Consider the following 21,117-nt stretch of genomic DNA (forward strand, 5'->3'; position numbering starts at 1 on the left):
GTCCTCATGCAGGGGTTTTGCGCGCCACAGTCCCCAGCGGCAGGTCGAGCCCGGACGGCGTGACGAACAGCTCGATCTGGTCGCGTGAGAGATTCCAGTGATCAATGGCCAGCTGCGCAGCCGCTGCCTCATCACCCGCCTCGATGGCGGCGATGATGGCGTCATGCTGGGAACTGGCTTGCGACAGGTTATCGGCCATAACTTGGTCCTGGGGGCGGTAGAACGTCATGCCAATTCGGGCATGGTCGATCAGTAGCCTTTTGAAGGATGGCAACAGATAGACGTTATCGGCCATTTCGCCGGTGACCTCATGGAACTGGTTATTCGCCATTGCCCGATCCGCACCCGAACCGGAATGCAGCGCCGATTTAAATGTATCTTGCGCCTGCTTTAACAGGTCTATCTGAGTGGGCTTTGCATTCTTGGCGGCCAACTGCAGGATTGCGCCATAGATCATCGGTGCCGCCAGAAAGAAATCCCGCAAGGTGGTATAGGACATCCCCGATACTCGGGCTCCGCGGTTTTGTCGCAGCTCAAGATAACCTTCACCTGCCAGTTGCCGGAACACTTCGCGCAATGGAGTGCGGGACAGTTCAAACTCCTCCGATAGTGTCGCTTCGTCCAGATCAGCGCCGGGTTGCAGGCGCAATGTCAGGATTGACACTTTCAAGTGTTCAAAGAGCTTTTGTTTTCTGCGCCGCGACGCGTCTTTCATGTCTGACCTCCCTCAGGACCTTTCGCGCCATAGAGATGACTGATTCACCGCTGTGAATTCACTAAGTGGACGGCTTAATAGAAATACAAAGTGTGTACAACAAAAAAATATGTAGTATTCACACCCTTTCCAGGTTGGGAGGAGTCGGTGAAAGACTCTCATGATGACGCCGTCATCGATTGTCGAAATCTGTGGAAAATTTTCCGGAAGCGATCCGCAGAAGCAATAAAAATCGTTCAGGAACAAGATCTTGGTAAGCTCGAGGTGCGCGATCAATTTGACTGTGTAGTAGGTGTAAAGGACGCTACATTCACGGTCGGTCGAGGCGAGATTTTCTGCATCATGGGTTTGTCCGGTTCGGGTAAATCGACCCTGATTCGCCACGTGAACCGCCTGATTGAACCCACATCCGGCCAGCTGTTCATCGAAGGCCAGGACGTCAATCAGTTGTCTGCGCGCGATCTGCGTGAGGTGCGGGCCGAGAAAATCGGCATGGTGTTACAGAACATGGCTTTGCCGCCATTCGCTGCACTCGCGAGAAAGGAGGCCTGTCACACTCACGAATTGCGGGACAAAGCAGCCGTCGAAGGTCGGGTAATTAAGGACTATTCGCAGCCAAGCATTGTAGAATCCGAAATATTCAAAGAAACTGCCTGTTGCGAAGTTAGTATCGACGGTGGCGGCCGACCTATTCGAATCGTCGGCTTTTCCTTTCGCGCCGCAATACAACTTTTCCAAACTGATCCGACGAGCACCTCGTCTTCTAAGCATTCATTTGGTTCGACCACCTTTACTTGCTTCGGAACTTGGTCGGTGTCATTCCGGTTTGGCCTCGGAAAAAGCGAGTGAAGTGGGACTTGTCAGAATAACCGAGCATCAGACCAATCTCCGCAATCGTCATCTGGTCTTCTTTGAGGTGCTCCTTGGCGACATCAACACGGAGCCGTTTGATTTCGCGGGATAGCGTTGTGCCTTGCCGCTGAAGCGCTTTCAGAAACCTTTCCGGCTGTATTCCCAGAAATCCAGCCACCACCTCTGGTCCCAAATCGGTTTCATCCAGTTTTTCGCGTAAGACAGATCGCAAAGCTGCCACCACGGTCACTTCTCCCTCCTGTCGAGGCGAGGCTATGGGCCAGGCAGAGACCTCTGAGACATGGTGCAAAAATAACCATTCCACAGGAAAACTAATTTGCATGCCGGGATCAGACCCAAGGCCAATCTCGATCCCCTTGTAGTCGATAGGCAGACCATTGATGTATCTGCTTTCCCATCGCACACGGGAAGAATCCCAAGAATCTCCAACGACGGTCTGCAATAGACGTACATAGATTGCGGCACCAAAACCGGTAACCTGAATGGGTGGGACAGTTGGTTCCTGTTGCCTATCGATACGATACGTCGCTTTGTCTGCTTCAATGACAAGGTTGTGCCGCACAGAATTGGACTCCTGCGGTACAAGCCCAATAAAGCGGGTAAAAAACTCGAACAGCGTTTTTGTCGATTGCAGGGCTTGAGCGAACGGGGGCCACTCTTGCAGGTCAAATGTCTCCCCTACGTTCAATCCAAGGTATCGATCCCCGGACACGTCTGAGAAGGCATTCACCAAACCGTAGACCAGCTCTGAGTGAACAAACACGGATGGGTCAGACAACAGTTCGGCCTTCAATCCGACCTGGTCCAATGCTGGTTGCGGATTGATCTTGCGTTCGGTGAGATATTGCAAAAACGGAGCAGCTAAGGAGAGGCGAATAAAGCCTTCGCTATGCTCTTGTGAGGTGGAGTTGAAAGGCAAGCTCGTCACCCTTGTGATGATTAGTATTTTTTGTCGGTGGCCATTTTTACAATCACATTCGAACATTCTAATTCAAAAATGGCAACCGACCCAAGATATTTCGGACTACAGTTTGCAAAACACGAATATGAAGGGAGTACTTATGTCCGGTCTACGAATGTCGCTTTGCTCGACGGTAATTGTCGCTGCAGGTCTTGCTTTTTCAGCGTCCGCGCAGGCTCAGGATCAGGAAGAACCCCAAACGTTGTTTACCAACGTGCACATCTTCGATGGAGTGAGTGAACAGCGCATCGAGAATGCCAGCGTATTGGTCGAGGGCAACCTGATTAAGGCCGTATCAACTGAAGTGATTGATGCCCCCAATGCTACGGTTATTGACGGAGAAGGGAGGACACTGACCCCCGGGTTTATTGAACTGCACGCGCATCTCATGCTGATGGGGCCGACCTTGCCTGCGATGGAAGCCAACACGACCTGGGAGGACTTTGCCATACACGGTGCGCGTATGGCCGAGATGTATTTGATGCAGGGTTTCACCACTGTCCGGGATGCTGGTGGCGCTAATGGTGGACTACGTAGGGCGATAGACTCGGGGCAAATCGAGGGTCCTCGTTACTATCCATCTGGGGCGTTTATCGGAACACGCGGTGGTCACGCTGACTTCGCAAATTTCACAGCTCCACCTGGTTCAGAGACAAACATGGGTCGGTTGAACATGGCTCAGGAGATCAGTGGCGTTGATGACGTCTACAAATTCGCACGTAACAACTTTCGTATGGGCGCGACGCAATTGAAATTTATGCAATCCGGTGGTGTCGTGTCGGCATTCGACCCTTGGCAATTGCTGGCCGGGTCGCCCGAAGAAATCAGAGCCGCCGTCCAGGTCGCGAATGAATATGGCAGCTATGTCATGGCGCATTCCTATCGCAAGGAAGCAATCCTGAGCGCGCTCGACGCAGGTGTTATGTCAATCGAACATGGTTTTTCTTTTGACTGCGAAATTGCCGAAGTCATGAACGAGAAGGGCGCGTACATTACAACAAACCTAACGGCATTTGACCCCGGCCTTCTCGACATTCCAGCTGTGGCGAATGTTCCGGCGAGCCTTGCCAAGGCAAAGTCTGCCTCGGCCACATTTGCAGGCTATATCGACAATATGAAAGAATGCCCGGTGAAGCGGGGTTTCCAGACAGACTGTGTTGGTTCGGTAGAGGCGTGCAATATCCAGATTGCCTACGAAAAACACTTAAACAATGATTTTTTCGGCCCCTACACGTCCATGGTGACACTGACATCGACGGGCGGAGAAGTTGTCGCTCTGTCAGGGGATTTTATGAACCCATATACCGCCGGAAAACTGGGCGTTATCGAGGAAGGCGCCTATGCGGATATTCTGCTGATCGACGGCAACCCACTAGAAGACTTCTCGGTTGTTGGCACGGGTGATCAGTGGTTTGGTGCCGATCCGAGGCCTGAAAGCCCAGATACGATCCGCCTGATCATGAAGGACGGCGTCATCTACAAAAACACACTGGATTGACCTGTCTAAACAGCCGGAGAGTATTTATGCACCATTGGTTTCGCTCGTTAGTATTTGCAGGGTTGGTTTGGTGTGGTCATCCTGTCATGGCGACGCCAGGAACCGCGTTGGACTGGTCTGACCTGCCTGACCCGTCCGCGCAGGTCTTTGAAGACCCCTATCGCGAACTTAGCGCGGAACAGTTCGACGATGTCCTTTACGTCGTACGGCTGCGCGGCAGGCTACAGCAGGATAGTGGCAGCGAAGAAGAGAGGCAGAAATGGCAAGCGCTTTTGATCGAAACTGAGGATGCATTGGCAGCTGAAGGAATTGATGTAGACTGGCTGCTCGATCAGCGGGAGGTTGTAACGGAACGTCGAAGAAAGGCAGGAACGAGCGGAAATCCTCAACTCGATGGTCAAACAATAACAATCGCGGGCTTTGCCATTCCGGGCCCGAGCGATCCAGACGGGCGATCTGTGGCGTATTTGGTGCCAGAAAGAGGGATGTGCAGCCACATGCCTCCTCCCCCGCCCAACCAAATGATCCGTGTACGGCTGAATGGCGACTGGACGCCCAGCTATTTCCACGAACCCGTTCGGCTGACCGGTAAGCTGACTATCGATCCTTCTGTTCATAATATGATGGTTGTGGACGGCCTTATGCCTATGAATGCGACTTTCCAGTTAGAGACGGAACGTGTCGAAACTCTGGAATCCGAGGCAGACAGGCTGGAATGGAAGCAGCGTGCCGCTGATCGTATCCGGGCGGCGGGAAATCGCAAGACCGGCGGGGCAAAGGCGTCTGAATGATTAGACTTCTAGTTGCCGCCTTGAGCATTGCCTTCGCTGGTGCAGCGTCGGCTCAAGGTCTGTCTGGGCCCTCTTCGGTCGAAGCTGATCTAGAGCCCGGAGATGGGCTAACCGACCCACGATATCGTTCCGATTTTCCGCGCAACATCGCACCGGGTTGGTTTCAGTGGAAAGATCGACTGGCGGAGAGTGGGTTTCGGTTCAACATTGATTACTTGGCATTGGGTCAAACTACGAATGCTGATCTGGGAACCGGCGAGGCGGTCAGCGGAATTGCGCGTTTCTACGGCAGTTGGCAGGCAACTGAACGAGGGTCTCTGACGTTCAAGATCGAAGACCGGCACAGTTATACCGATGTTGCCCCGCAATTCCTTGGGTTAGATGGTGGAGCGCTTTCAATCACAGGGACAGCCTTCAACGATAATGGGTTGCTATTGACCAATCTGTTCTGGACCCAAAGGGCGGAGAACGGTTCGTGGACGCTGCAATTCGGGCAGATTGATGTAACGGACTTTGTGGACATCTATGGGTTGGTAAGCCCCTACAGTGGTTTCCAAAACCTGTCTTTCAATACCAATCCGACAATTAACACGCCCAACCAAGGTCTTGGCATTGCCGGTGGGGTAAAGCTGAGCGAGAACCTTTACGCTGTTGCCAGCGTTTCAGACGCAAATGCTGACCCGTCTGATCCAAACTTTGATGTGTTCAGCGATGGCAATCTCTTCAAATCACTCGAACTTGGATACACTTCCGGCTTTGATCGCATCTACTTCGACAATGTCCATTTGACTCTCTGGCATGCGGATGCGGCTGACGATGGCAGTCGAGCGGAAGACTACGGTGCTGCGTTTTCTGCCGCATGGTTTATTGACAATAAGTGGATGCCGTTCTTTCGGGCTGGGGCCTCAAAGGGGACCGCAGCACTTTATGACCGGTCCGTCTCTGCGGGTCTGGGCTACTATGGTCGCAATACCGATTTGGCCGGGGTGGGCCTGAACTGGGCCGAGGCAAGAGGCATAGACGGTAACCAGTTCACGCTCGAAGCATTCTACCGGTTTTCAATCTCACCCGGATTGCAGATCACGCCATCGGTACAGTTCATTTCCGACCCGCTTCTGAGCCCCAATCAGGACCAAATTACTCTGTTCGGTGTAAGAACCCGGATTGTTTTCTAATTCCGGTGAACGCAGTCGCCAATGGGTTGTGTCAAAGGGCAACTAAGGGAGATCAACAGAGCTTTGTAAAGTCCGCTTTCTGCGCGTCGCCTTCATTGGAGCACCGCGCAGCATCAGTCAAATTGGGCTCACAGCAGACCTCGGTGCAGACGCAGCACAAGCCCCTGCCCCGTTCTCCACGATACATCCAACGGCCCAAAGTCGACCTTGAGCACGGTTTTCAAATGCTACGGTCGCAGCCCGCATTCCGGACTTTAGCTGCAACCGCAAAATCGCAATCAATTTGGAGGTCGGGACCGCGGGCAAAGTTGCCGTTACTCACTGTCTCAGGTCTGATCGGACTTCTTTCTTTTTTGCCTGTTAGCAACGCGCGTCTCAGAAGACGACGGTGTTGGTCCAGAACTTGGCTCGCCTACAGAAACCCAACGAGAGGACATCCGCGGATCTTCTTCTGTTCTAATTCTGGGTAAGTCGTCATGTATGTCGACCCACGGGATTTGACTTTCCACCCCATAGTGCAGTTCGGGCGGAAAATCGGCTGGGTTGTCCAGTGTTCCAACCCGGATTGAATAATACCCGATGTCGCTAATGTCGGTATAAATGCTCGTCCCACAATTCTTGCAAAAGGCTCGCTCAGAGAGCTTCGAAGAAGCATACAAACCGGGTTTCTCACCCTCGAAAATCACATTTGGCTTCTCAAAAATCGCCCATGCATTCACAGGAGAGCCAAGAGCCAGTTGGCAATGCCTACAATGGCAAAAACCGACTGCAACTGGCAGAGACCAGACCTGATACCGAATTGCGCCGCACAGACATCCACCTGCAGTGACCGGTTCACTTTTCGCCGCTGTGAGGAAAGGCCACCCAATTGGCTTCGCCTCTTCACCGGAAGCTGTCAAAGTCGAGCGATAGGCGCGGACAGGCTGAACGATGTTTTTCAGCTTTCGATGGCCAATATCTACAAACGAATGCTCAATCTTTTCTTTGACTTGGTCCAAAACGCTCCCGGAGACGCAGAGCTCACCGGGTTTGGCAATTTCTTGAAGTCGGGACGCCTGAATGACACCGTCTCCAAAGATATCGTCGCCTATGACAACAATATCACCAAGATTTACTCCAATGCGAAAGGTGATTTTTTGTTTACTCGGGTTATCGGCTTCACGGTCTGCCATAACCGTCTGTACTTCCAGCGCGCAAGCGACCGCATCAACAGCAGTAGGAAACTCAATCAGTAGGCCGTCGCACATCGATTTGACTACACGCCCGTTATGAGTCGAGACCAGACGTGAAACGATGCCGTCAAAGTACATGCCGAGCCGCGCCAGAGTGCCTGCTTCGTCTCTTTGCATAAGGCCCGAGTACCCTACGACATCGATCGAAACGATAGCAGCAAGCTTTCTGATCTCTGGCTTTGGCATGTGGTCAAGTTACGGCAGTTTAACCAGCACGCATAGTCTGCGTCGTTGGTTGCGATGATTATGATTACGCCTGAATTTCAGACACGCCACATAGCATTTGAACGACTGCCCAGGGCTCAGGAACGGTCATTCAGTGAAATCTGTAACATCTGGTAAGCAGGCGGAAGCTGCCGTCCGGTACGTGGAAGTGGATATCAGCTTCTAACTCTTTTCAGAGCGAAGTTCCCAGTTTAGCAGCCTTCACACGGTAAAAGGCTTCTACCGCGATCGCGGTGTCCTGTGCGCCAGTTCCCGTCAAGTCGCAGATCGTCACGGCACCAGTTGGGCGCGAAAATTGGTCCGCTCCTGAAATGATTGAACCGAGTTCTAATACTTTTCTACTGCCTTCGCCTAAATTCTGAAGCTCGCCGCCGATGACACACTGATCAATCACATCACAAACCACAACGTTTGCGCGCTCGAGTACGTTCGAATGTAGTTCTTGTTTACCAGGTAAATCCGACCCCATAGCAGTGATGTGCAAGTCACTGTGAAGCCATTCGGCCATGATGATTGGTTCCGTCGCAGGGGTCGTAGTGACGACAACTTGCGCAGACGTCACCAACTCCGCGAGGGACTGGCAAGGTTCCACCGGAATTCTAAGAAGATTTGCCATTTCTGCACAGTATCTCGAAACAGATGCCGTGTTGCGCCCAAAAACCAGAAGGCGTTCGAATCTACGCACAAGGGCGAGGCTTTCAATCTGATATCGGGCCTGTACGCCTGTGCCGACCACGCCGACAGTTTTGATTTCTTGGGGTGCCAGGTGCTTTGCAGCCACCGCACCGGCCAGTCCGGTGCGCAGGTTCATCAAATATCCGTTGTCTAGGAATATACAATCAAAGGCACCTGTCTTTGCGCTCATCAAAGCGATGATACTACTGCAACTGGGCAGTCCGATCTGCGGGTTCCGAAAAAAGCCGGTGGCGATTTTGACAGCAAGATGCTCAAGGCCATTCACAAAAGCACCCTTTGTGTCGACAGCGCTATCCTCATCAACGTCGATATGCATAACAGGCGGCATTGAAACACGCCCTTCCGAAATCCACGAAAAGGACTGTTCGGTTGCGCCGAGCGACCCTTTGTCAATCGGAAGACAATTTCTCAACTCTGCTTCAGTGACAACCAAGGTGCCCATCGCAACTACTCCTTAGCGCGTATGCGAAGGGTAATGCATATCGCCCGCCTCACCCAGTGCTTCTTACTACAGATCATGATTACGACTTCGCCCATGTGCCACTTGTCATTCGGCCGTGGACGATCCGTGTCATCTGACAAGACCCGCAGCCCCAAAAGACACCAAGACCACACCAAGCTGCTGCCGATCTGTTTAGGACCATCACTGTAGCACTCAGCCGCGTACAAAACGGCCAGGCATCAACGCGCCTGACCGCCGATAGCCGTTGTGATCTCTCGCGCTGCTTCAAGGACCATTTCACCGAAATAGGCGGCGTTGGACTTGTTGATCCGTGCCGTCGGGCCTGAAACCGAAACACCTGCGCAGGGGATACCAAACTGGTTCAAAATGGCAGCGCCTGTGCAGGACATGCCCGCGTACCGCTCTTCATCATCAAACGACCAGCCGCGTTGCCGGATTAGAGAGACGTCTTCCAGTAACGATGTCTCAGACCGATGGGTGCGATCCGTGTAGGGCTCGAAGGTGATATCAGACAAAAATGTATCAAGCGCATTTGAGGTCATTTCGGCCAGCAGGGCTTTGCCGGTTCCTGACGCGTACATAGGTGCCCGTGCACCGTGTGGAAAAAAGGCACGGATCGGATTGCTGGTTTCGATTTGATTGACGAAAACCACATACTTGCCATCCGGCATCGCCATATTTGCAGTCTCGCCCGAGTCGCGCATGAGCTTGCGCAGGATCGGCCGACCGATCTCGACCACATTGTTGCGTTTCAGATAAGAAGTGCCGGTCCGATAGGCTTCGATCCCGATCATCCATTCCTGGCGCTGTTCATCAAAACTGACATAGCCACGATTGGACAGGGTGGTCAGGATGCGATGCGTTGTGGCCGTTGGCACACCGGTTTCCCTGCTGAGATCGCTGAGCGTGCACCGCTCCAGCGCAGCCACCGTCGTCAATGTTTCCAACGCCCGGTCAAGGGACTGCAATGTTCCTGCCGAGCTTTCCTTGAAGATTGATTTGGGTCGTCCGCGCGGTTTTTTGTGATTCTGCACCGGTATTTTCCTGTGTGATTAGGGGGCTGATTTTAGGGTCGCAGCATTTTTTTCAAAACCAAGTTTTCTTTCCTCATTTATGAAAAATCATCTCTTTCATTTCTTTCAAGGCGTTAAGTTAGTTTTTCACTGAGTGAAAAACTTTTTCGAGAAAATTGCAAATCCCCCACCTTGGTAAGATCATATTACCAATTCGGAGGAGTACGCGATGTCTCAACAGAACCCAGTTTTCATTCCGGGGCCCACCAACATCCCCGACCGTCTGCGTCTTGCGATGCAGGTTCAGACCCAGGACCACCGCGCACCGGATTTTGTCGAAACTTTCGCGCCGGTACTTGAAGACACCAAGAAGGTGTTCGGCACAGATCAGGGCCAGGTTATCACTTTCCCGGCCAGCGGCACGGGCGGGTGGGAGGCGGCGGTGACCAATACACTCAGCCCGGGTGACGCGGTTCTGGTGGCGCGGTATGGCATGTTCAGCCACCGCTGGATCGACCTGTGTCAACGGCATGGGCTGGATGTGCGGATCATCGAATGCCCTTGGGGCAGTGGCGCTCCGGCACAGAAATTTGCCGAGGCTCTGGCCGCCGATAATAGCCATGAGATCAAGGCGGTTCTGGTGACCCATAACGAAACCGCCACCGGCGTGCGCTCGGATATCGCGGCGGTGCGCAAGGCGATGGACGCCAGCACGCACCCGGCGTTGCTGTTTGTGGATTGCGTCAGTTCGCTGGCGTCGATGCCGTTTGAATTCGACGACTGGGGCGTTGATATTGCTGTGTCCGGCTCGCAAAAGGGCTTCATGCTGGCCACTGGCATGGCGATCTTGTGTGTCAGCCCCAAGGCGCTGGCCGCGATGGAGACGGCAAACCTGCCACGCACTTTCTTTGACTTCCGCGACATGATGAACGCCAACGCATCCGGTGGTTTCCCTTACACTCCACCACTGCAGCTGATCTACGGGATGCGTGAAAGCCTGAAGATGCTGTTCGAGGAAGGGCTGGATAACGTCTATGCCCGCCATTTCCGTCTGGCCGAAGGCGTGCGCAAGGCCACGTCTGCCTGGGGGCTGGAACTGGTGGCGCAGTCGCCGGATCTCTACTCGGACACTGTCAGCGCGATCTTTGTACCCGACGGCTTCGACAGCAATGCCCTGACGGATCACGCCTTCAATGCCTATGGCGTCAGCTTTGGCATTGGTCTGGGCGAGATGAACGGCAAAGCCTTCCGCATCGGCCATCTGGGCAGCCTCACGGATGTGATGGTTCTGTCTGGTCTGGCGACCATCGAAATGGCTATGGCCGATCTGGATTACCCGATCGAGTTGGGCAGCGGTGTGGCGGCGGCGCAGGCGTATTTCCGCGTGGGCCACGCCACCCCCATGCAATCTGCAGCGTAAGGAGGAATTTGATGTTGGACGCGATGACCACAGCCGATTGCCTGACCCTTGCAGATATGCGCGAGGCGCATGAGCGGATCAAACCCCATATCAACCGCACCCCGGTTTTAAGGTCCGATTACCTTGATGAACTGACCGGCGCGCAGCTGTTCTTCAAATGCGAAAACTTCCAGGAGGCCGGGGCCTTCAAGGTGCGCGGGGCTTGTAACGCGGTCTTCGGCCTGAAGGACGAAGCCGCCAAGCGCGGGGTCTGTACTCATTCCTCAGGCAACCATGCGCTTAGCCTGTCTTATGCGGCAGGTCGGCGAGGTATCCCCTGCAACGTCGTGATGCCGCGCACCGCACCGCAGGCCAAGAAAGATGCAGTGCGCCGCTACGGCGGCATTATCACCGAATGCGAACCCTCGACCAGTTCGCGCGAGGCAGTATTTGCCGAAGTGCAGGAACGCACGGGTGGCGAGTTTGTGCACCCCTATAACGACCCCCGCGTGATCGCGGGTCAGGCGACCTGCTCGGCGGAACTGCTGGAACAGACCAACGGTCTGGACGCGGTAGTCGCTCCCATTGGTGGTGGTGGCATGATTTCGGGTACCTGCCTGACGTTCTCAAATCTAGCACCCGAGGTGAAGATCTATGCCTCAGAACCGGAACAGGCCGATGATGCCTATCGCAGTTTCAAGGCCGGTCACATCATCGCTGATGACGCGCCGGTTACCATCGCCGACGGGCTGAAAGTGCCGCTGAAGGAAAACACCTGGCACTTCGTGTCGAATTTTGTGACCGACATTCACACCGCCAGCGAGAACGAGATCATCGCGGCGATGAAGATCACTTGGAAATACCTGCGTATCGTTATGGAGCCCAGCTGCGCGGTGCCTCTGGCGACTATCCTGAAACACCCCGAGGTATTCAAAGGCAAACGCGTCGGCGTGATCATCACCGGCGGTAATGTGGATCTGGATAAACTGCCCTGGACCCAGGGCTGAGGAGGAAAACATGAACAAGCCTGTGAACATTGACCAGCTTGAGGTTGGCTTTGACATCCCCGCAGCCATCGGAATGGACGCGTCCGAGATACAGACCCCGGCGCTGGTGCTGGATCTGGACGCTTTGGAACGCAACATCAAGAAAATGGGCGATTACGCCGAAGCCCATGGAATGCGCCACCGGGTGCATGGCAAGATGCACAAATCCGTCGACGTGGCGCGGCTTCAGGTCGAGCTGGGCGGTGCCTGCGGTGTCTGTTGTCAGAAAGTGTCCGAGGCCGAGGTCTTTGCCCGCGGTGGCATCAAGGACGTGCTTGTGTCCAATCAGGTGCGAGACCCGGCCAAGATCGACCGGCTGGCGCGGCTGCCCAAGCTGGGTGCGCGCACGATCTGCTGTGTCGACGATATCGATAACGTGGCCGACCTGTCAGAGGCGACTGAGCGCCATGGCACCCAAATTGAATGTCTGGTCGAGATCGACTGCGGCGCGGGCCGCTGCGGCGTGACCACCACGGCGGATGTAATCGCCATTGCCAAGGCCATCGACGCGGCCCCAGGGCTGAAGTTTGCCGGCATTCAGGCCTATCAGGGTGCGATGCAGCACATGGACCTTTACGAGGATCGCAAGGCCAAGATCGACATCGCCGTGGCACAGGTGAAAGACGCTGTGGACGGGTTGAAGGCCAAAGGGCTGGACTGCGACATCGTCGGTGGCGGCGGCACCGGGTCCTATTACTTCGAGAGCACCTCGGGCGTTTACAATGAATTGCAATGCGGCTCTTACGCGTTCATGGATGCCGACTATGGCCGCATCCTCGACAAAGACGGCAACCGCATTGACCGGGGAGAATGGGAAAACGCTTTCTTCATCCTCACCAGCGTGATGAGCCACGCCAAGGCCGACAAGGCCATCGTGGATGCAGGGCTAAAGGCTCAATCCGTGGACAGCGGGTTACCGGTGATCTTCGGACGCACCGATGTGGAATATGTCAAATGTTCCGACGAGCATGGCGTTGTTGCAGACCCCGGGGGCGTTCTGAAGGTCAATGACAAGCTGCATCTGGTGCCCGGCCACTGCGACCCGACCGCCAACGTGCATGACTGGTATGTGGGCGTGCGGGGCGGCAAGGTCGAAACCCTATGGCCCGTTTCTGCGCGCGGCAAGGCGTTCTAAGGCGAGAGAAGGATCATGAAAGATATGCCCGATAAACCCCTGCTCATCGTTGGAGAAGACCTCTGCCAGCAACTGGTCGGCCGCGCCGAAGCGTTTGACGCGGTACAGAACGTCTTCGCCGCCATGGCGCGTGGTGACGCCTATAACTTCCCCGTCATTCGTGAGGCCATCGGCTATGCCGACGCGCTTTACGGCTTCAAATCCGGCTTCGACCGCGCCGGTCAGGTGCTGGGCGTCAAATCCGGAGGCTATTGGCCCGGCAACATGGACAAGGGGCTAACCAACCACCAATCCACCGTCTTCCTGTTCGACCCCGATACCGGGCGGTTGTCGGCACTGGTTGGCGGCAACTACCTGACCGCCGTACGCACCGCTGCGTCCTCGGCAGTGTCCATCGCGCACCTCGCCCGCAAGGATGCCAAGGTGCTGGGCATGGTTGGCGCGGGCCATCAATCCACCTTCCAACTGCGCGCCGCAGCTGAACAGCGTGATTTTGAAAAGGTGGTCGCGTGGAACCCCCACCCCGAGATGCTGCCGCGTCTGGGCGAAGTCGCCGCTGAAATCGGTCTGGAGTTTGAGGCGGTCACGCAAGAAGAGCTGGGCGCGCAGGCAGATGTCATCATCACCATCACATCGGCCTTTGAGCCTTTGCTGATGAAAGACTGGATCAAGCCCGGCACGCATCTGGCCTGTATGGGCACCGATACCAAAGGCAAACAAGAGGTCGACGCGGCGCTTGTATCCCATGCCACTGTCTTTACCGATGAGGTCGCCCAGTCCATCTCGATCGGTGAGGCGCAGCACGCCATCGCTGATGGAACGCTCACAAAAGTCCGGATTACCTCCATCGGGTCGGTCATCAACAACGACCACCCCGGACGAACCTCTGATGACGAGATCACCCTTTTCGATGGCACAGGCGTCGGGCTTCAGGATCTCGCAGTCGCGTCCGTTGCTGCGCGGCTGGCAGATCAAAGCGGAAAAGCCGAACGCGCCACGTTGTGAACACTAGGATCGGAGGACGCCACGCCTACACTCGATCAAACGATCCTGTCCTCGCTGATCACTCTGTGGGTGCTCTCGGTAACCTACTGACTAAAAGCGGCGGCACCTGATCCGGGTGCCGCCGTTTCTTTTACCAATCAGAACCCGCTCGGGTTGCACGCGGTCTTTTAAGCGTTCAGGACAGATCAGCCGATCTGTTCCGGCAACAACGCATCGGGCAGGTTCTGATAACACACCGGGCGTAGGAACCGCCGGATCGACAGCGTCCCGACCGAGGTTGCACCGAAATTGGTCGATGCCGGATAAGGGCCGCCATGCACCATGCTGTCGCAGACCTCGACCCCGGTTGGGAACCCGTTGGCCAGGACACGCCCCGCTTTGCGTTCCAGGATCGGCATCAACGAACGAGCCGTATCCAGATCGGCGTCATCCATATGCAGGGTGCAGGTCAGCTGACCTTGCAAACTGCGCGCCACGGCTTGCATCTCTTCAGAGGTCTCGGCGGTCACGATAACACCCAACGGGCCAAAGACTTCCTCGGCAAGCGCTTCATTCGACAGCCAGGTCTTGGCATCTGTCCGATACAGGTAAGGTGAGGCGCTGCGCTGGTCACACACCGAAGTCAGAACCTCCTGAACGCCAGCACTTGCCGCGATGCGGGTCTGCCCGGCGCGGTAAGCATCAGCGATACCGTCCGTCAGCATGGTTTGCGCCGGAACCTCTGCTAAGGCGGCCTGTGCAACGTCGGCGAAACGATCTGCGGCCTCGCCAGCCAACATCACGGCCACGCCGGGGTTGGTGCAGAACTGCCCTGCTCCCATGGTCAGCGATCCGGCCCAGCCTTTGGCCATGTCTTCGCCTCGGTTCGCTAGCGCAGCATCCAGAATGAACATCGGATTGACCGAACCAAGTTCGCCAAAGAACGGAATTGGCTCGGGACGCGCGGCGCAGAGGTCAAACAGAGCACGACCGCCAGCCAGAGACCCAGTGAAACCGACGGCCTTGATCAAAGGATGCTGCACCAGCGCCGATCCCACGGCGCGGTCGCCGCCCTGGATCAGGCTGAACACACCAGGATGCAGGTTGCAGCGTGCGATAGCAGCAAGGACAGCTTCGGCTACAATCTCGCCCGTACCCGGATGGGCACTGTGCCCCTTGACGACGACAGGACAACCGGCGGCCAATGCCGCAGCGGTATCGCCTCCGGCCGTGGAAAAGGCCAGCGGGAAGTTCGAAGCGCCAAACACCGCAACCGGGCCGATCGGGCGTTGGATCATTTTCAGGTCAGGTCGCGGCAAGGGGGCGCGATCCGGCAATGCCGCGTCGTGGCGGCGGTCCAGGTAATCACCGTTCAGGATATGTGCAGCAAACAGGCGCAGCTGGCCGGTCGTCCGGCCCCGCTCGCCTTGCAGGCGGGCCTCGGGCAGACCGGTTTCCTGCGTTCCGACTTCGGTGATTGCATCGGCGCGCGCCTCGATCTCATCCGCAATGGCATTCAGAAAGGCCGCACGGTCTTCGCGGGTGGAATACCCAAAACTCCAGAACGCCTCTTCCGCAGCCTGCGCGGCAGCATCGATATCTGCAATACGCCCTTTCGAAAACGGGTGCGACGGCCCATGCGCGGGCTGCGACGCGAAGAAATCATCCCCAGCCAACCAGTTGCCGGCGATCAGATGTTTACCATGCGGGGTGAATGTCATTGTGACCTCGTTTGTCAGAATCTTCTGATTGTGGATATTGTATCCAAAATGACCCGACTTACAAGCCCCACCTCATGACTCCTCGGCCGCGCGTTTAGAAGCGATCATATCCAGAAGTTGGTCTTTGGTGCGTTGAATATGGCTTTCCAACAGCGCGCAAGCTTCATCCACCTTGCCCGCTTGCGCCAGCCGCAGCAGATCGCGATGTTCCTTTTTGGCAGGTTCGCGCTGCTTCATCACACTCAGGTGCATCCGCACATACCGGTCAGATTGAAGGCTGACGCGATCCAGCAACTCATTGGTCAGTTTCCGCTGCGAGGCAGCATAAAGCGCCGAGTGATACTGATAGTTCAATATCCCCCACGTCCCCACGTCGTTTTCGTCGTATGACGCCTCCATCTGGGCCAGGATTTCCTCGCATCGCGCAAAGTCAGTCGATGTCATAATTGGAATGGCCCGTCGAAACAGGTCTACTTCGATCAGGATACGCAGATCAAAAATCTCACCAATCTCGCTGAGCGAATGTTTCGTAACCGACCCACCGCGATTGTTGGCCCATTGTACCAGACCTTCGGCATTCAGACGTTTAAGCGCCTCTCGGATCGGCATTCGCGAAACAGCGTATTCTTCGGCCAATGCCTCTTGCCGTATGGTTTCGCCCTCGGCAAGCTCACCGCTCAGGATGCGTTCGCGCAGATCATCAGCAATGACATCCGGTAAGCTTTGCTTGGTGATCGCACGTTTTCCTGCCATGTCCGAATATTCCTGCTGGGTTTTGGTCAGACCTATCGATTTTTCACAGTTTTTCCAAGCCGAACCGAAGATTAGGCATCTGCAGGACCTCAGCCAGGACACGCACCAGCGTGTTTAAACACCCCAAGTGTCCGACAGGCGATAGCCACCCGGCCATGGATCATCCGGGTCCAGCATGTGCTGATGAATGCCGGTGATCCATCCGCGGCCACTGATTTCGGGAATGATCGCCGCGCGATCCCCAACTTGCGCGGTGTCGATGATCCGCCCGGTGAAACGGGACCCGATGATCGACACCGCTTCGAAACTCTGGCCAGGTTTCATCAGCCCTTTCGCCGCCATCAGCGCCATCCGTGCAGACACCGCCGTTCCCGTGGGCGAGCGGTCAACCTTGCCTGGCTGAATCGCCACCGCAGACTTTCCGGTGAATCCGGTTTCGGTTTCACTGAGCGGGCCGCAGAAGGCACAGAACGAGATATGGTCCCAATCCGGGTTCTCGGGATGCGAAAACCCAAGCTGTTCATTCGCGGCATTGGTGATCTTTATGCCCAGCCGGGCAATATCGCGAGCTTCGTGTTCAGCGATTTCGAAGCCCAGCGCCTGCGCGTCAACCACCACGAAACTGTCGCCGCCATAGGCCGTATCCACGGTGATCGCGCCTACCCCCGGCACCTCGAGCGGAACTGACAGCTTGTCGGCGAAACTGGGCAGGTTCTGCACAAAAATGCGCTGCGCCTTGCCATTGCTGCATTCCGCCCGCACCCGGACCAATCCACCCGGGGCCTCAAGAACCATTTGCGTTTCGGGTTCCTGCATCGGAATGATCCCGCCATCCAGCAGCACGGTCGAGACACAGATCGAATTCGATCCGGACATGGGCGGCGTGTCTTCGGGTTCCATGATGATCCACGCTGCGTCCGCTTCGGGGTGTTTTGGCGGCACCAGCAGATTGACATGACGGAACACTCCACCGCGCGGTTCGTTGAGGACAAAATTGCGCAGCGTCTGGTCCTGCGCAATGAAACTGCGCTGCGCCCAGATCGTGTCACCGGGTGGTGGCGTGACACCCCCGACGATGACATCCCCAACTTCACCTTCGGCATGGGCCGAGATCACATGTATCGTTTTGCTGCTACGCATTTGGTTCCTCAGTCATGGTATGTGACAGGCGCCCAGCGCCCCGGAAGTCGATATGATTTTTATCGCCCATTACGGATCAAAACCGTGTGGATGCATAAGGCGTCACGTCAAGACCTGGCTTCGCATCCATGGCCAGATCAGCGATCAGCTCTGCCGTGCCTGCGGATTGAGTGAGCCCCAGATGGCCGTGGCCGAAGGCGTAAAGAACCTGCGGCGCGCGGGCCGCACGATCGATGACCGGCAGGCTATCAGGCAGCGACGGACGAAAACCCATCCATTGGGTGCCGCCTTCAAGATTCAGCTTGGGCAGAAACCGTCCGGCTTTGGCCAGCAATGTGTCGGCCCGTTTGTAATTCGGGGCCAGTTTCAGCCCTCCAAGTTCCACTGCACCGCCGACACGCACACCGCCATTGATCCGTGTCACAACAAATCCATGCCCACCAAAAGTCAGGTGCGTCCGCAGGTCAAAGGCCCCCTCTGGCAGGGTGGTGTTGTAACCCCTCTCTGTCTCAAGAGGGATGTGATCCCCCAGAGACTTCGCCAATTGATGCGACCATGCCCCGGCCGCCACGATCGCCTGACCGGCTGAAATTTCACCGCTGGCCGTCGTCATGCGCACACCCGCTTCGGTTGGCGTCAATGACGTGACGCCTGCAACTTCAACACGACCTCCACGCGCGGTGAACTGAGCCGCCAGATGGCTGGTCCAACGGGCCGGATCGACCGTGTTCATCCAGGTGGGCGTAAATCCTGCATGGGTAAACCGACGATCCAAACCGGGCTGAATATCGGCAATCTCATCCGGACTGTCCAGCAGATCAAAGGGGATGCCATGATCCCGGCGCTGGTCCCACGTGGGCAGGCTGGCACGGAACTCGGCTTCGCTTTCGAACAACTGCAATTGACCATCGCGCTGTATAAGCGCCTCGCCATCCACTTCTTTGATCTGACGCTCCAACGCCGCGCGGCAATAATCCATCAAATCGGCCTGCGCCGACAGCGAAGCGGCATAGCGATCCCGCCAACTGGCCCGCCAGAACCGCAGCATCCAAGGCGCAATATTCAACGCATAAGCGGGTGGCACCGACAGCGGGCCCAGCGGATCGAGCAGCCATTTCGGCGCTTTGCGCATGATCCCAGGCGTGGCGAGCGGCACGATGTCGGTAAAGGCAAACGCCCCGGCATTGCCTTTTGACGCCCCTGCCCCGGTACCTTCGCGATCCAGCACCAGAACCTGCTTGCCGCGATTTTGCAGTTCCAACGCAGCGCTGATCCCGACGATACCCGCGCCGATCACAACAATATCCGCTTTAGTGTCTTGCTGCATGGCCAGATGTTCTCAGTTATTTCGTCATGTCCGGGGGCCGCATTACACCGGTCCCCGGATTTGGCGTGTCACAGGTAGATCCCTCCGCGGAACGGATCGTTCTGCGCAAAAATCAATTTGCCCTCGGCCATAATATGCGCCTGACCGGTCAGGGTCGGGATAACCCCACCAGATGGGCCGGGTTGATAGCTCAGCCGATAGGGGCTGCCGATCACACTTTCCTGTATGATCTCCTCCCCCGGCGCCAGCACCCCATCCGCCGCCAGACAGGCCAGACGAGCCGAGCTGCCCGTGCCACACGGGGATCGGTCGTATTCATTGTCCGGGCACAGCACGAAGTTGCGGCTGTGAATGCCCTGCGACGGGGATTCGCCCTGCAAGATCACGTGATCCACGTCTTCTCCGTTCTCACCGGTCAAACCCTGCGCGATACAGGCTTCGCGGATAGCAATGGTCAGATCTGTCAGGGCGCGGATGTTGCCGGTCTCCACCGCAATCGGGCTGGGGTCGACAATAAAGAACCAATTCCCGCCATAAGCAAGATCACCCGTCACCTGCCCATAGCCTGCAACTTCAATCGACACCGACGCCCGCACTCGGCGGCTTTCGATATTGGTGACGCGTACAGTATTGGCGTCCAGCAGATCGATCGAGATCAAGCCAGCAGGCGTTTCGATCCGGTGTGCACCGGGTGCGATCCGGCCCAGATGCGCCAGCGTCACCCCCAGCCCGATGGTGCCATGTCCGCACATGCCCAGAACGGCATCGGCATCGAAATAGATCACCCCGGTTTCGCAGTCCGGGTCTTCAGAAGGCACCAGAAGCGCACCAACCATGCCGGGCTGTCCACGCGGCTCCAGCAGAACCGATTTATAGAACGCTTCATGCTCGGTGGCCAAACGGCGGGCACGTTCTGCCAGCGGCCCCGATCCCAGATCAGGGCCACCATCCAGGATCACACGCGTGGGCATCCCACCAGTATGGCTGTCGATCACATGCATTCAGCAATCACCCCGCCCTGGCTGGACCAGTCGGCGAACCAGGTACGGAACAGGCTGTATTGCTGTTCGCAGTAATTGCGTTGCGCATCCGACAATTCGTCGGTTTCAACAAAATGCAGGAGGTATTCCTCTTCCCCGTTCAGCACCAGCAGATGCTTGTAATACAGCACCAAATCGGTGCCCTCGTCAAAGCTGGCCAACACACCAAAGGCTTCTTCCAGCTCTCGCGCGCGCAGACGGGCTTCGGCATGACCGGCCGCTGCTTTTTGGCACAAAGCAGCCAATAGCAACGCCTCTTTCGGCAGCGCCGTTCCAATCCCGGTGATCGACCCCGTAGCACCACAATTGACAAAGCCGTGATAGACTTCGGTGTCCACACCCACCATCAGCGTGACCTGATCGTCTTGCGAGGTGATATGCTCGGCAGCATAGCGCAGGTCATCCTTGCCGCCGAATTCCTTGAACCCCACCAGATTGGGGTGCTCGGCCCGCAGGGCAAAGAACAGCTCGGCCCGTGTGGCAAAACCATAGACCGGGCTGTTGTAAATGATGGCCGGAACGTCAGGCGCTGCGGACAAGATCGCCTTGAAATGGTTACGCTGCGCCGCGACAGAGGATCCGCGCGACAGCACGCGCGGGATGACCATAAGCCCCGCCGCGCCCACCTTCTGCGCGTGCGCGGCCAGCGCCACGGCAGATTTCGAGTTGATGGCGCCGGTGCCGACGACCACGGGCAGGCCGGCGTCGACCAAACGTTCAACGCCTTCCATCCGCTCTGCATCCGACAGCAGCGGCCAGTCACCCATCGATCCGCAATACACCACCGCAGACATGCCCGCCTCGATCATTTCCTTGCCCTTTTTCACCAAAGCATCGAAGTCCGGTGTCCGGTCGGCTTTGCATGGGGTCATTAAGGCTGGCATGGTGCCGGTGAAGATATTCTGGGACATTATTGATAACCTTCCTCGT

At 56.3% G+C, this 21,117-nt stretch carries 19 protein-coding genes; 8 read left to right on the forward strand and 11 right to left on the reverse strand.

Features of this window, described 5'->3' with window-relative positions; translation table 11 throughout:
• Positions 1–4: 4 nt before the first annotated feature.
• Positions 5–715 carry a GntR family transcriptional regulator gene (locus ALB80_RS12420; protein WP_050604390.1) on the reverse strand — a complete coding sequence of 237 codons (711 nt, stop codon included), beginning with the start codon at positions 713–715 and terminating at the stop codon, positions 5–7.
• A 147-nt stretch (positions 716–862) separates the two neighbouring features.
• On the opposite strand from ALB80_RS12420, the gene ALB80_RS22670 reads away from it, so the two are divergent.
• Positions 863–1,564, forward strand: coding sequence for an ATP-binding cassette domain-containing protein (locus ALB80_RS22670; RefSeq protein ID WP_253276874.1), 702 nt, complete (start codon positions 863–865; stop codon positions 1,562–1,564).
• On the opposite strand, the gene ALB80_RS12425 is transcribed toward ALB80_RS22670, so the two are convergent.
• Positions 1,506–2,507 carry an AraC family transcriptional regulator gene (locus ALB80_RS12425; RefSeq protein ID WP_172677888.1) on the reverse strand — a complete coding sequence of 334 codons (1,002 nt, stop codon included), beginning with the start codon at positions 2,505–2,507 and terminating at the stop codon, positions 1,506–1,508. The genes ALB80_RS22670 and ALB80_RS12425 overlap by 59 nt on opposite strands.
• Between ALB80_RS12425 and ALB80_RS12430 the strand changes: the two genes are divergently transcribed.
• The 3 genes from ALB80_RS12430 to ALB80_RS12440 are packed head-to-tail and all read left to right on the forward strand — an operon-like array spanning position 2,497 to position 6,013.
• The gene (locus ALB80_RS12430) at positions 2,497–4,047 is read left to right on the forward strand and encodes an amidohydrolase family protein (RefSeq protein ID WP_253276875.1); all 1,551 of its coding nucleotides are present in this window, start codon (positions 2,497–2,499) and stop codon (positions 4,045–4,047) included. The genes ALB80_RS12425 and ALB80_RS12430 overlap by 11 nt on opposite strands.
• 26 nt (positions 4,048–4,073) lie before the next feature.
• A complete protein-coding gene (locus tag ALB80_RS12435) occupies positions 4,074–4,838 on the forward strand; it encodes a DUF3299 domain-containing protein (RefSeq protein ID WP_050604393.1) in 765 nt (254 codons plus the stop codon).
• Positions 4,835–6,013: a carbohydrate porin gene (locus tag ALB80_RS12440; protein ID WP_050604394.1), complete on the forward strand. Its 1,179-nt coding sequence runs from the start codon at positions 4,835–4,837 to the stop codon at positions 6,011–6,013. The genes ALB80_RS12435 and ALB80_RS12440 overlap by 4 nt, the downstream gene beginning before the upstream one ends.
• A gap of 326 nt (positions 6,014–6,339) precedes the next feature.
• On the opposite strand, the gene ALB80_RS21850 is transcribed toward ALB80_RS12440, so the two are convergent.
• From ALB80_RS21850 to ALB80_RS12455, 3 genes are all read right to left on the reverse strand, one after another.
• Positions 6,340–7,431 (reverse strand): GFA family protein, encoded by a 1,092-nt coding sequence (locus ALB80_RS21850; protein WP_083445291.1) that lies wholly within the window; start codon positions 7,429–7,431, stop codon positions 6,340–6,342.
• Between the two features lie 211 nt (positions 7,432–7,642).
• Positions 7,643–8,608: a hypothetical protein gene (locus tag ALB80_RS12450; protein ID WP_050604396.1), complete on the reverse strand. Its 966-nt coding sequence runs from the start codon at positions 8,606–8,608 to the stop codon at positions 7,643–7,645.
• Between the two features lie 239 nt (positions 8,609–8,847).
• A complete protein-coding gene (locus ALB80_RS12455) occupies positions 8,848–9,663 on the reverse strand; it encodes an IclR family transcriptional regulator (RefSeq protein WP_050604397.1) in 816 nt (271 codons plus the stop codon).
• Positions 9,664–9,871: 208 nt separating this feature from the next.
• Between ALB80_RS12455 and bhcA the strand changes: the two genes are divergently transcribed.
• Genes bhcA through bhcD form a run of 4 tightly spaced genes read left to right on the forward strand, consistent with a single transcriptional unit; the run spans position 9,872 to position 14,227 of the window.
• Entirely contained in the window at positions 9,872–11,062 is a 1,191-nt protein-coding gene (gene bhcA, locus ALB80_RS12460; RefSeq protein ID WP_050604398.1) for an L-aspartate--glyoxylate aminotransferase BhcA, read from the forward strand.
• 11 nt (positions 11,063–11,073) lie between these two features.
• Positions 11,074–12,048, forward strand: coding sequence for a beta-hydroxyaspartate dehydratase BhcB (gene bhcB / locus ALB80_RS12465; protein ID WP_050604399.1), 975 nt, complete (start codon positions 11,074–11,076; stop codon positions 12,046–12,048).
• 10 nt (positions 12,049–12,058) lie between these two features.
• Complete coding sequence (gene bhcC, locus ALB80_RS12470; RefSeq protein WP_050604400.1) at positions 12,059–13,222, forward strand: 3-hydroxy-D-aspartate aldolase BhcC; 1,164 nt, start codon at positions 12,059–12,061, stop codon at positions 13,220–13,222.
• Positions 13,223–13,237: 15 nt separating this feature from the next.
• A complete protein-coding gene (gene bhcD, locus ALB80_RS12475; RefSeq protein ID WP_050604401.1) occupies positions 13,238–14,227 on the forward strand; it encodes an iminosuccinate reductase BhcD in 990 nt (329 codons plus the stop codon).
• Between the two features lie 185 nt (positions 14,228–14,412).
• Here bhcD and ALB80_RS12480 read toward each other — a convergent pair whose 3' ends face one another.
• The 6 genes from ALB80_RS12480 to ALB80_RS12505 form a co-directional block, all read right to left on the reverse strand.
• Positions 14,413–15,927, reverse strand: a complete 1,515-nt coding sequence (locus tag ALB80_RS12480) for an aldehyde dehydrogenase (NADP(+)) (protein WP_050604402.1) — start codon at positions 15,925–15,927, stop codon at positions 14,413–14,415.
• A 72-nt stretch (positions 15,928–15,999) separates the two neighbouring features.
• Entirely contained in the window at positions 16,000–16,680 is a 681-nt protein-coding gene (locus ALB80_RS12485; protein ID WP_050604403.1) for a GntR family transcriptional regulator, read from the reverse strand.
• A 114-nt stretch (positions 16,681–16,794) separates the two neighbouring features.
• Entirely contained in the window at positions 16,795–17,820 is a 1,026-nt protein-coding gene (locus ALB80_RS12490; RefSeq protein ID WP_050604404.1) for a proline racemase family protein, read from the reverse strand.
• A 76-nt stretch (positions 17,821–17,896) separates the two neighbouring features.
• A complete protein-coding gene (locus tag ALB80_RS12495) occupies positions 17,897–19,147 on the reverse strand; it encodes an FAD-binding oxidoreductase (RefSeq protein ID WP_050604405.1) in 1,251 nt (416 codons plus the stop codon).
• 68 nt (positions 19,148–19,215) lie between these two features.
• Complete coding sequence (locus ALB80_RS12500) at positions 19,216–20,148, reverse strand: proline racemase family protein (RefSeq protein WP_050604406.1); 933 nt, start codon at positions 20,146–20,148, stop codon at positions 19,216–19,218.
• Complete coding sequence (locus ALB80_RS12505; protein ID WP_050604407.1) at positions 20,139–21,098, reverse strand: dihydrodipicolinate synthase family protein; 960 nt, start codon at positions 21,096–21,098, stop codon at positions 20,139–20,141. Before ALB80_RS12505 ends, ALB80_RS12500 begins: the two co-directional genes overlap by 10 nt.
• Between the last annotated feature and the right edge of the window lie 19 nt (positions 21,099–21,117).

This window comes from Ruegeria sp. 6PALISEP08 (assembly GCF_001238295.1).
Taxonomy (GTDB): Bacteria; Pseudomonadota; Alphaproteobacteria; order Rhodobacterales; family Rhodobacteraceae; genus Ruegeria.

Coding starts and splice junctions, on each gene's coding strand:
- ALB80_RS12435 (WP_050604393.1), top strand. CDS start 4,074: ATGCACCATTGGTTTCGCTCGTTAGTATTTGCAGGGTTGGTTTGGTGT.
- ALB80_RS12420 (WP_050604390.1), bottom strand. CDS start 715: ATGAAAGACGCGTCGCGGCGCAGAAAACAAAAGCTCTTTGAACACTTG.
- bhcD (WP_050604401.1), top strand. CDS start 13,238: ATGAAAGATATGCCCGATAAACCCCTGCTCATCGTTGGAGAAGACCTC.
- ALB80_RS12490 (WP_050604404.1), bottom strand. CDS start 17,820: ATGCGTAGCAGCAAAACGATACATGTGATCTCGGCCCATGCCGAAGGT.
- ALB80_RS12495 (WP_050604405.1), bottom strand. CDS start 19,147: ATGCAGCAAGACACTAAAGCGGATATTGTTGTGATCGGCGCGGGTATC.
- ALB80_RS12440 (WP_050604394.1), top strand. CDS start 4,835: ATGATTAGACTTCTAGTTGCCGCCTTGAGCATTGCCTTCGCTGGTGCA.
- ALB80_RS21850 (WP_083445291.1), bottom strand. CDS start 7,431: ATGCCAAAGCCAGAGATCAGAAAGCTTGCTGCTATCGTTTCGATCGAT.
- ALB80_RS12505 (WP_050604407.1), bottom strand. CDS start 21,098: ATGTCCCAGAATATCTTCACCGGCACCATGCCAGCCTTAATGACCCCA.
- ALB80_RS12450 (WP_050604396.1), bottom strand. CDS start 8,608: ATGGGCACCTTGGTTGTCACTGAAGCAGAGTTGAGAAATTGTCTTCCG.
- ALB80_RS12480 (WP_050604402.1), bottom strand. CDS start 15,927: ATGACATTCACCCCGCATGGTAAACATCTGATCGCCGGCAACTGGTTG.
- bhcB (WP_050604399.1), top strand. CDS start 11,074: ATGTTGGACGCGATGACCACAGCCGATTGCCTGACCCTTGCAGATATG.
- bhcC (WP_050604400.1), top strand. CDS start 12,059: ATGAACAAGCCTGTGAACATTGACCAGCTTGAGGTTGGCTTTGACATC.
- ALB80_RS12500 (WP_050604406.1), bottom strand. CDS start 20,148: ATGCATGTGATCGACAGCCATACTGGTGGGATGCCCACGCGTGTGATC.
- bhcA (WP_050604398.1), top strand. CDS start 9,872: ATGTCTCAACAGAACCCAGTTTTCATTCCGGGGCCCACCAACATCCCC.
- ALB80_RS12485 (WP_050604403.1), bottom strand. CDS start 16,680: ATGGCAGGAAAACGTGCGATCACCAAGCAAAGCTTACCGGATGTCATT.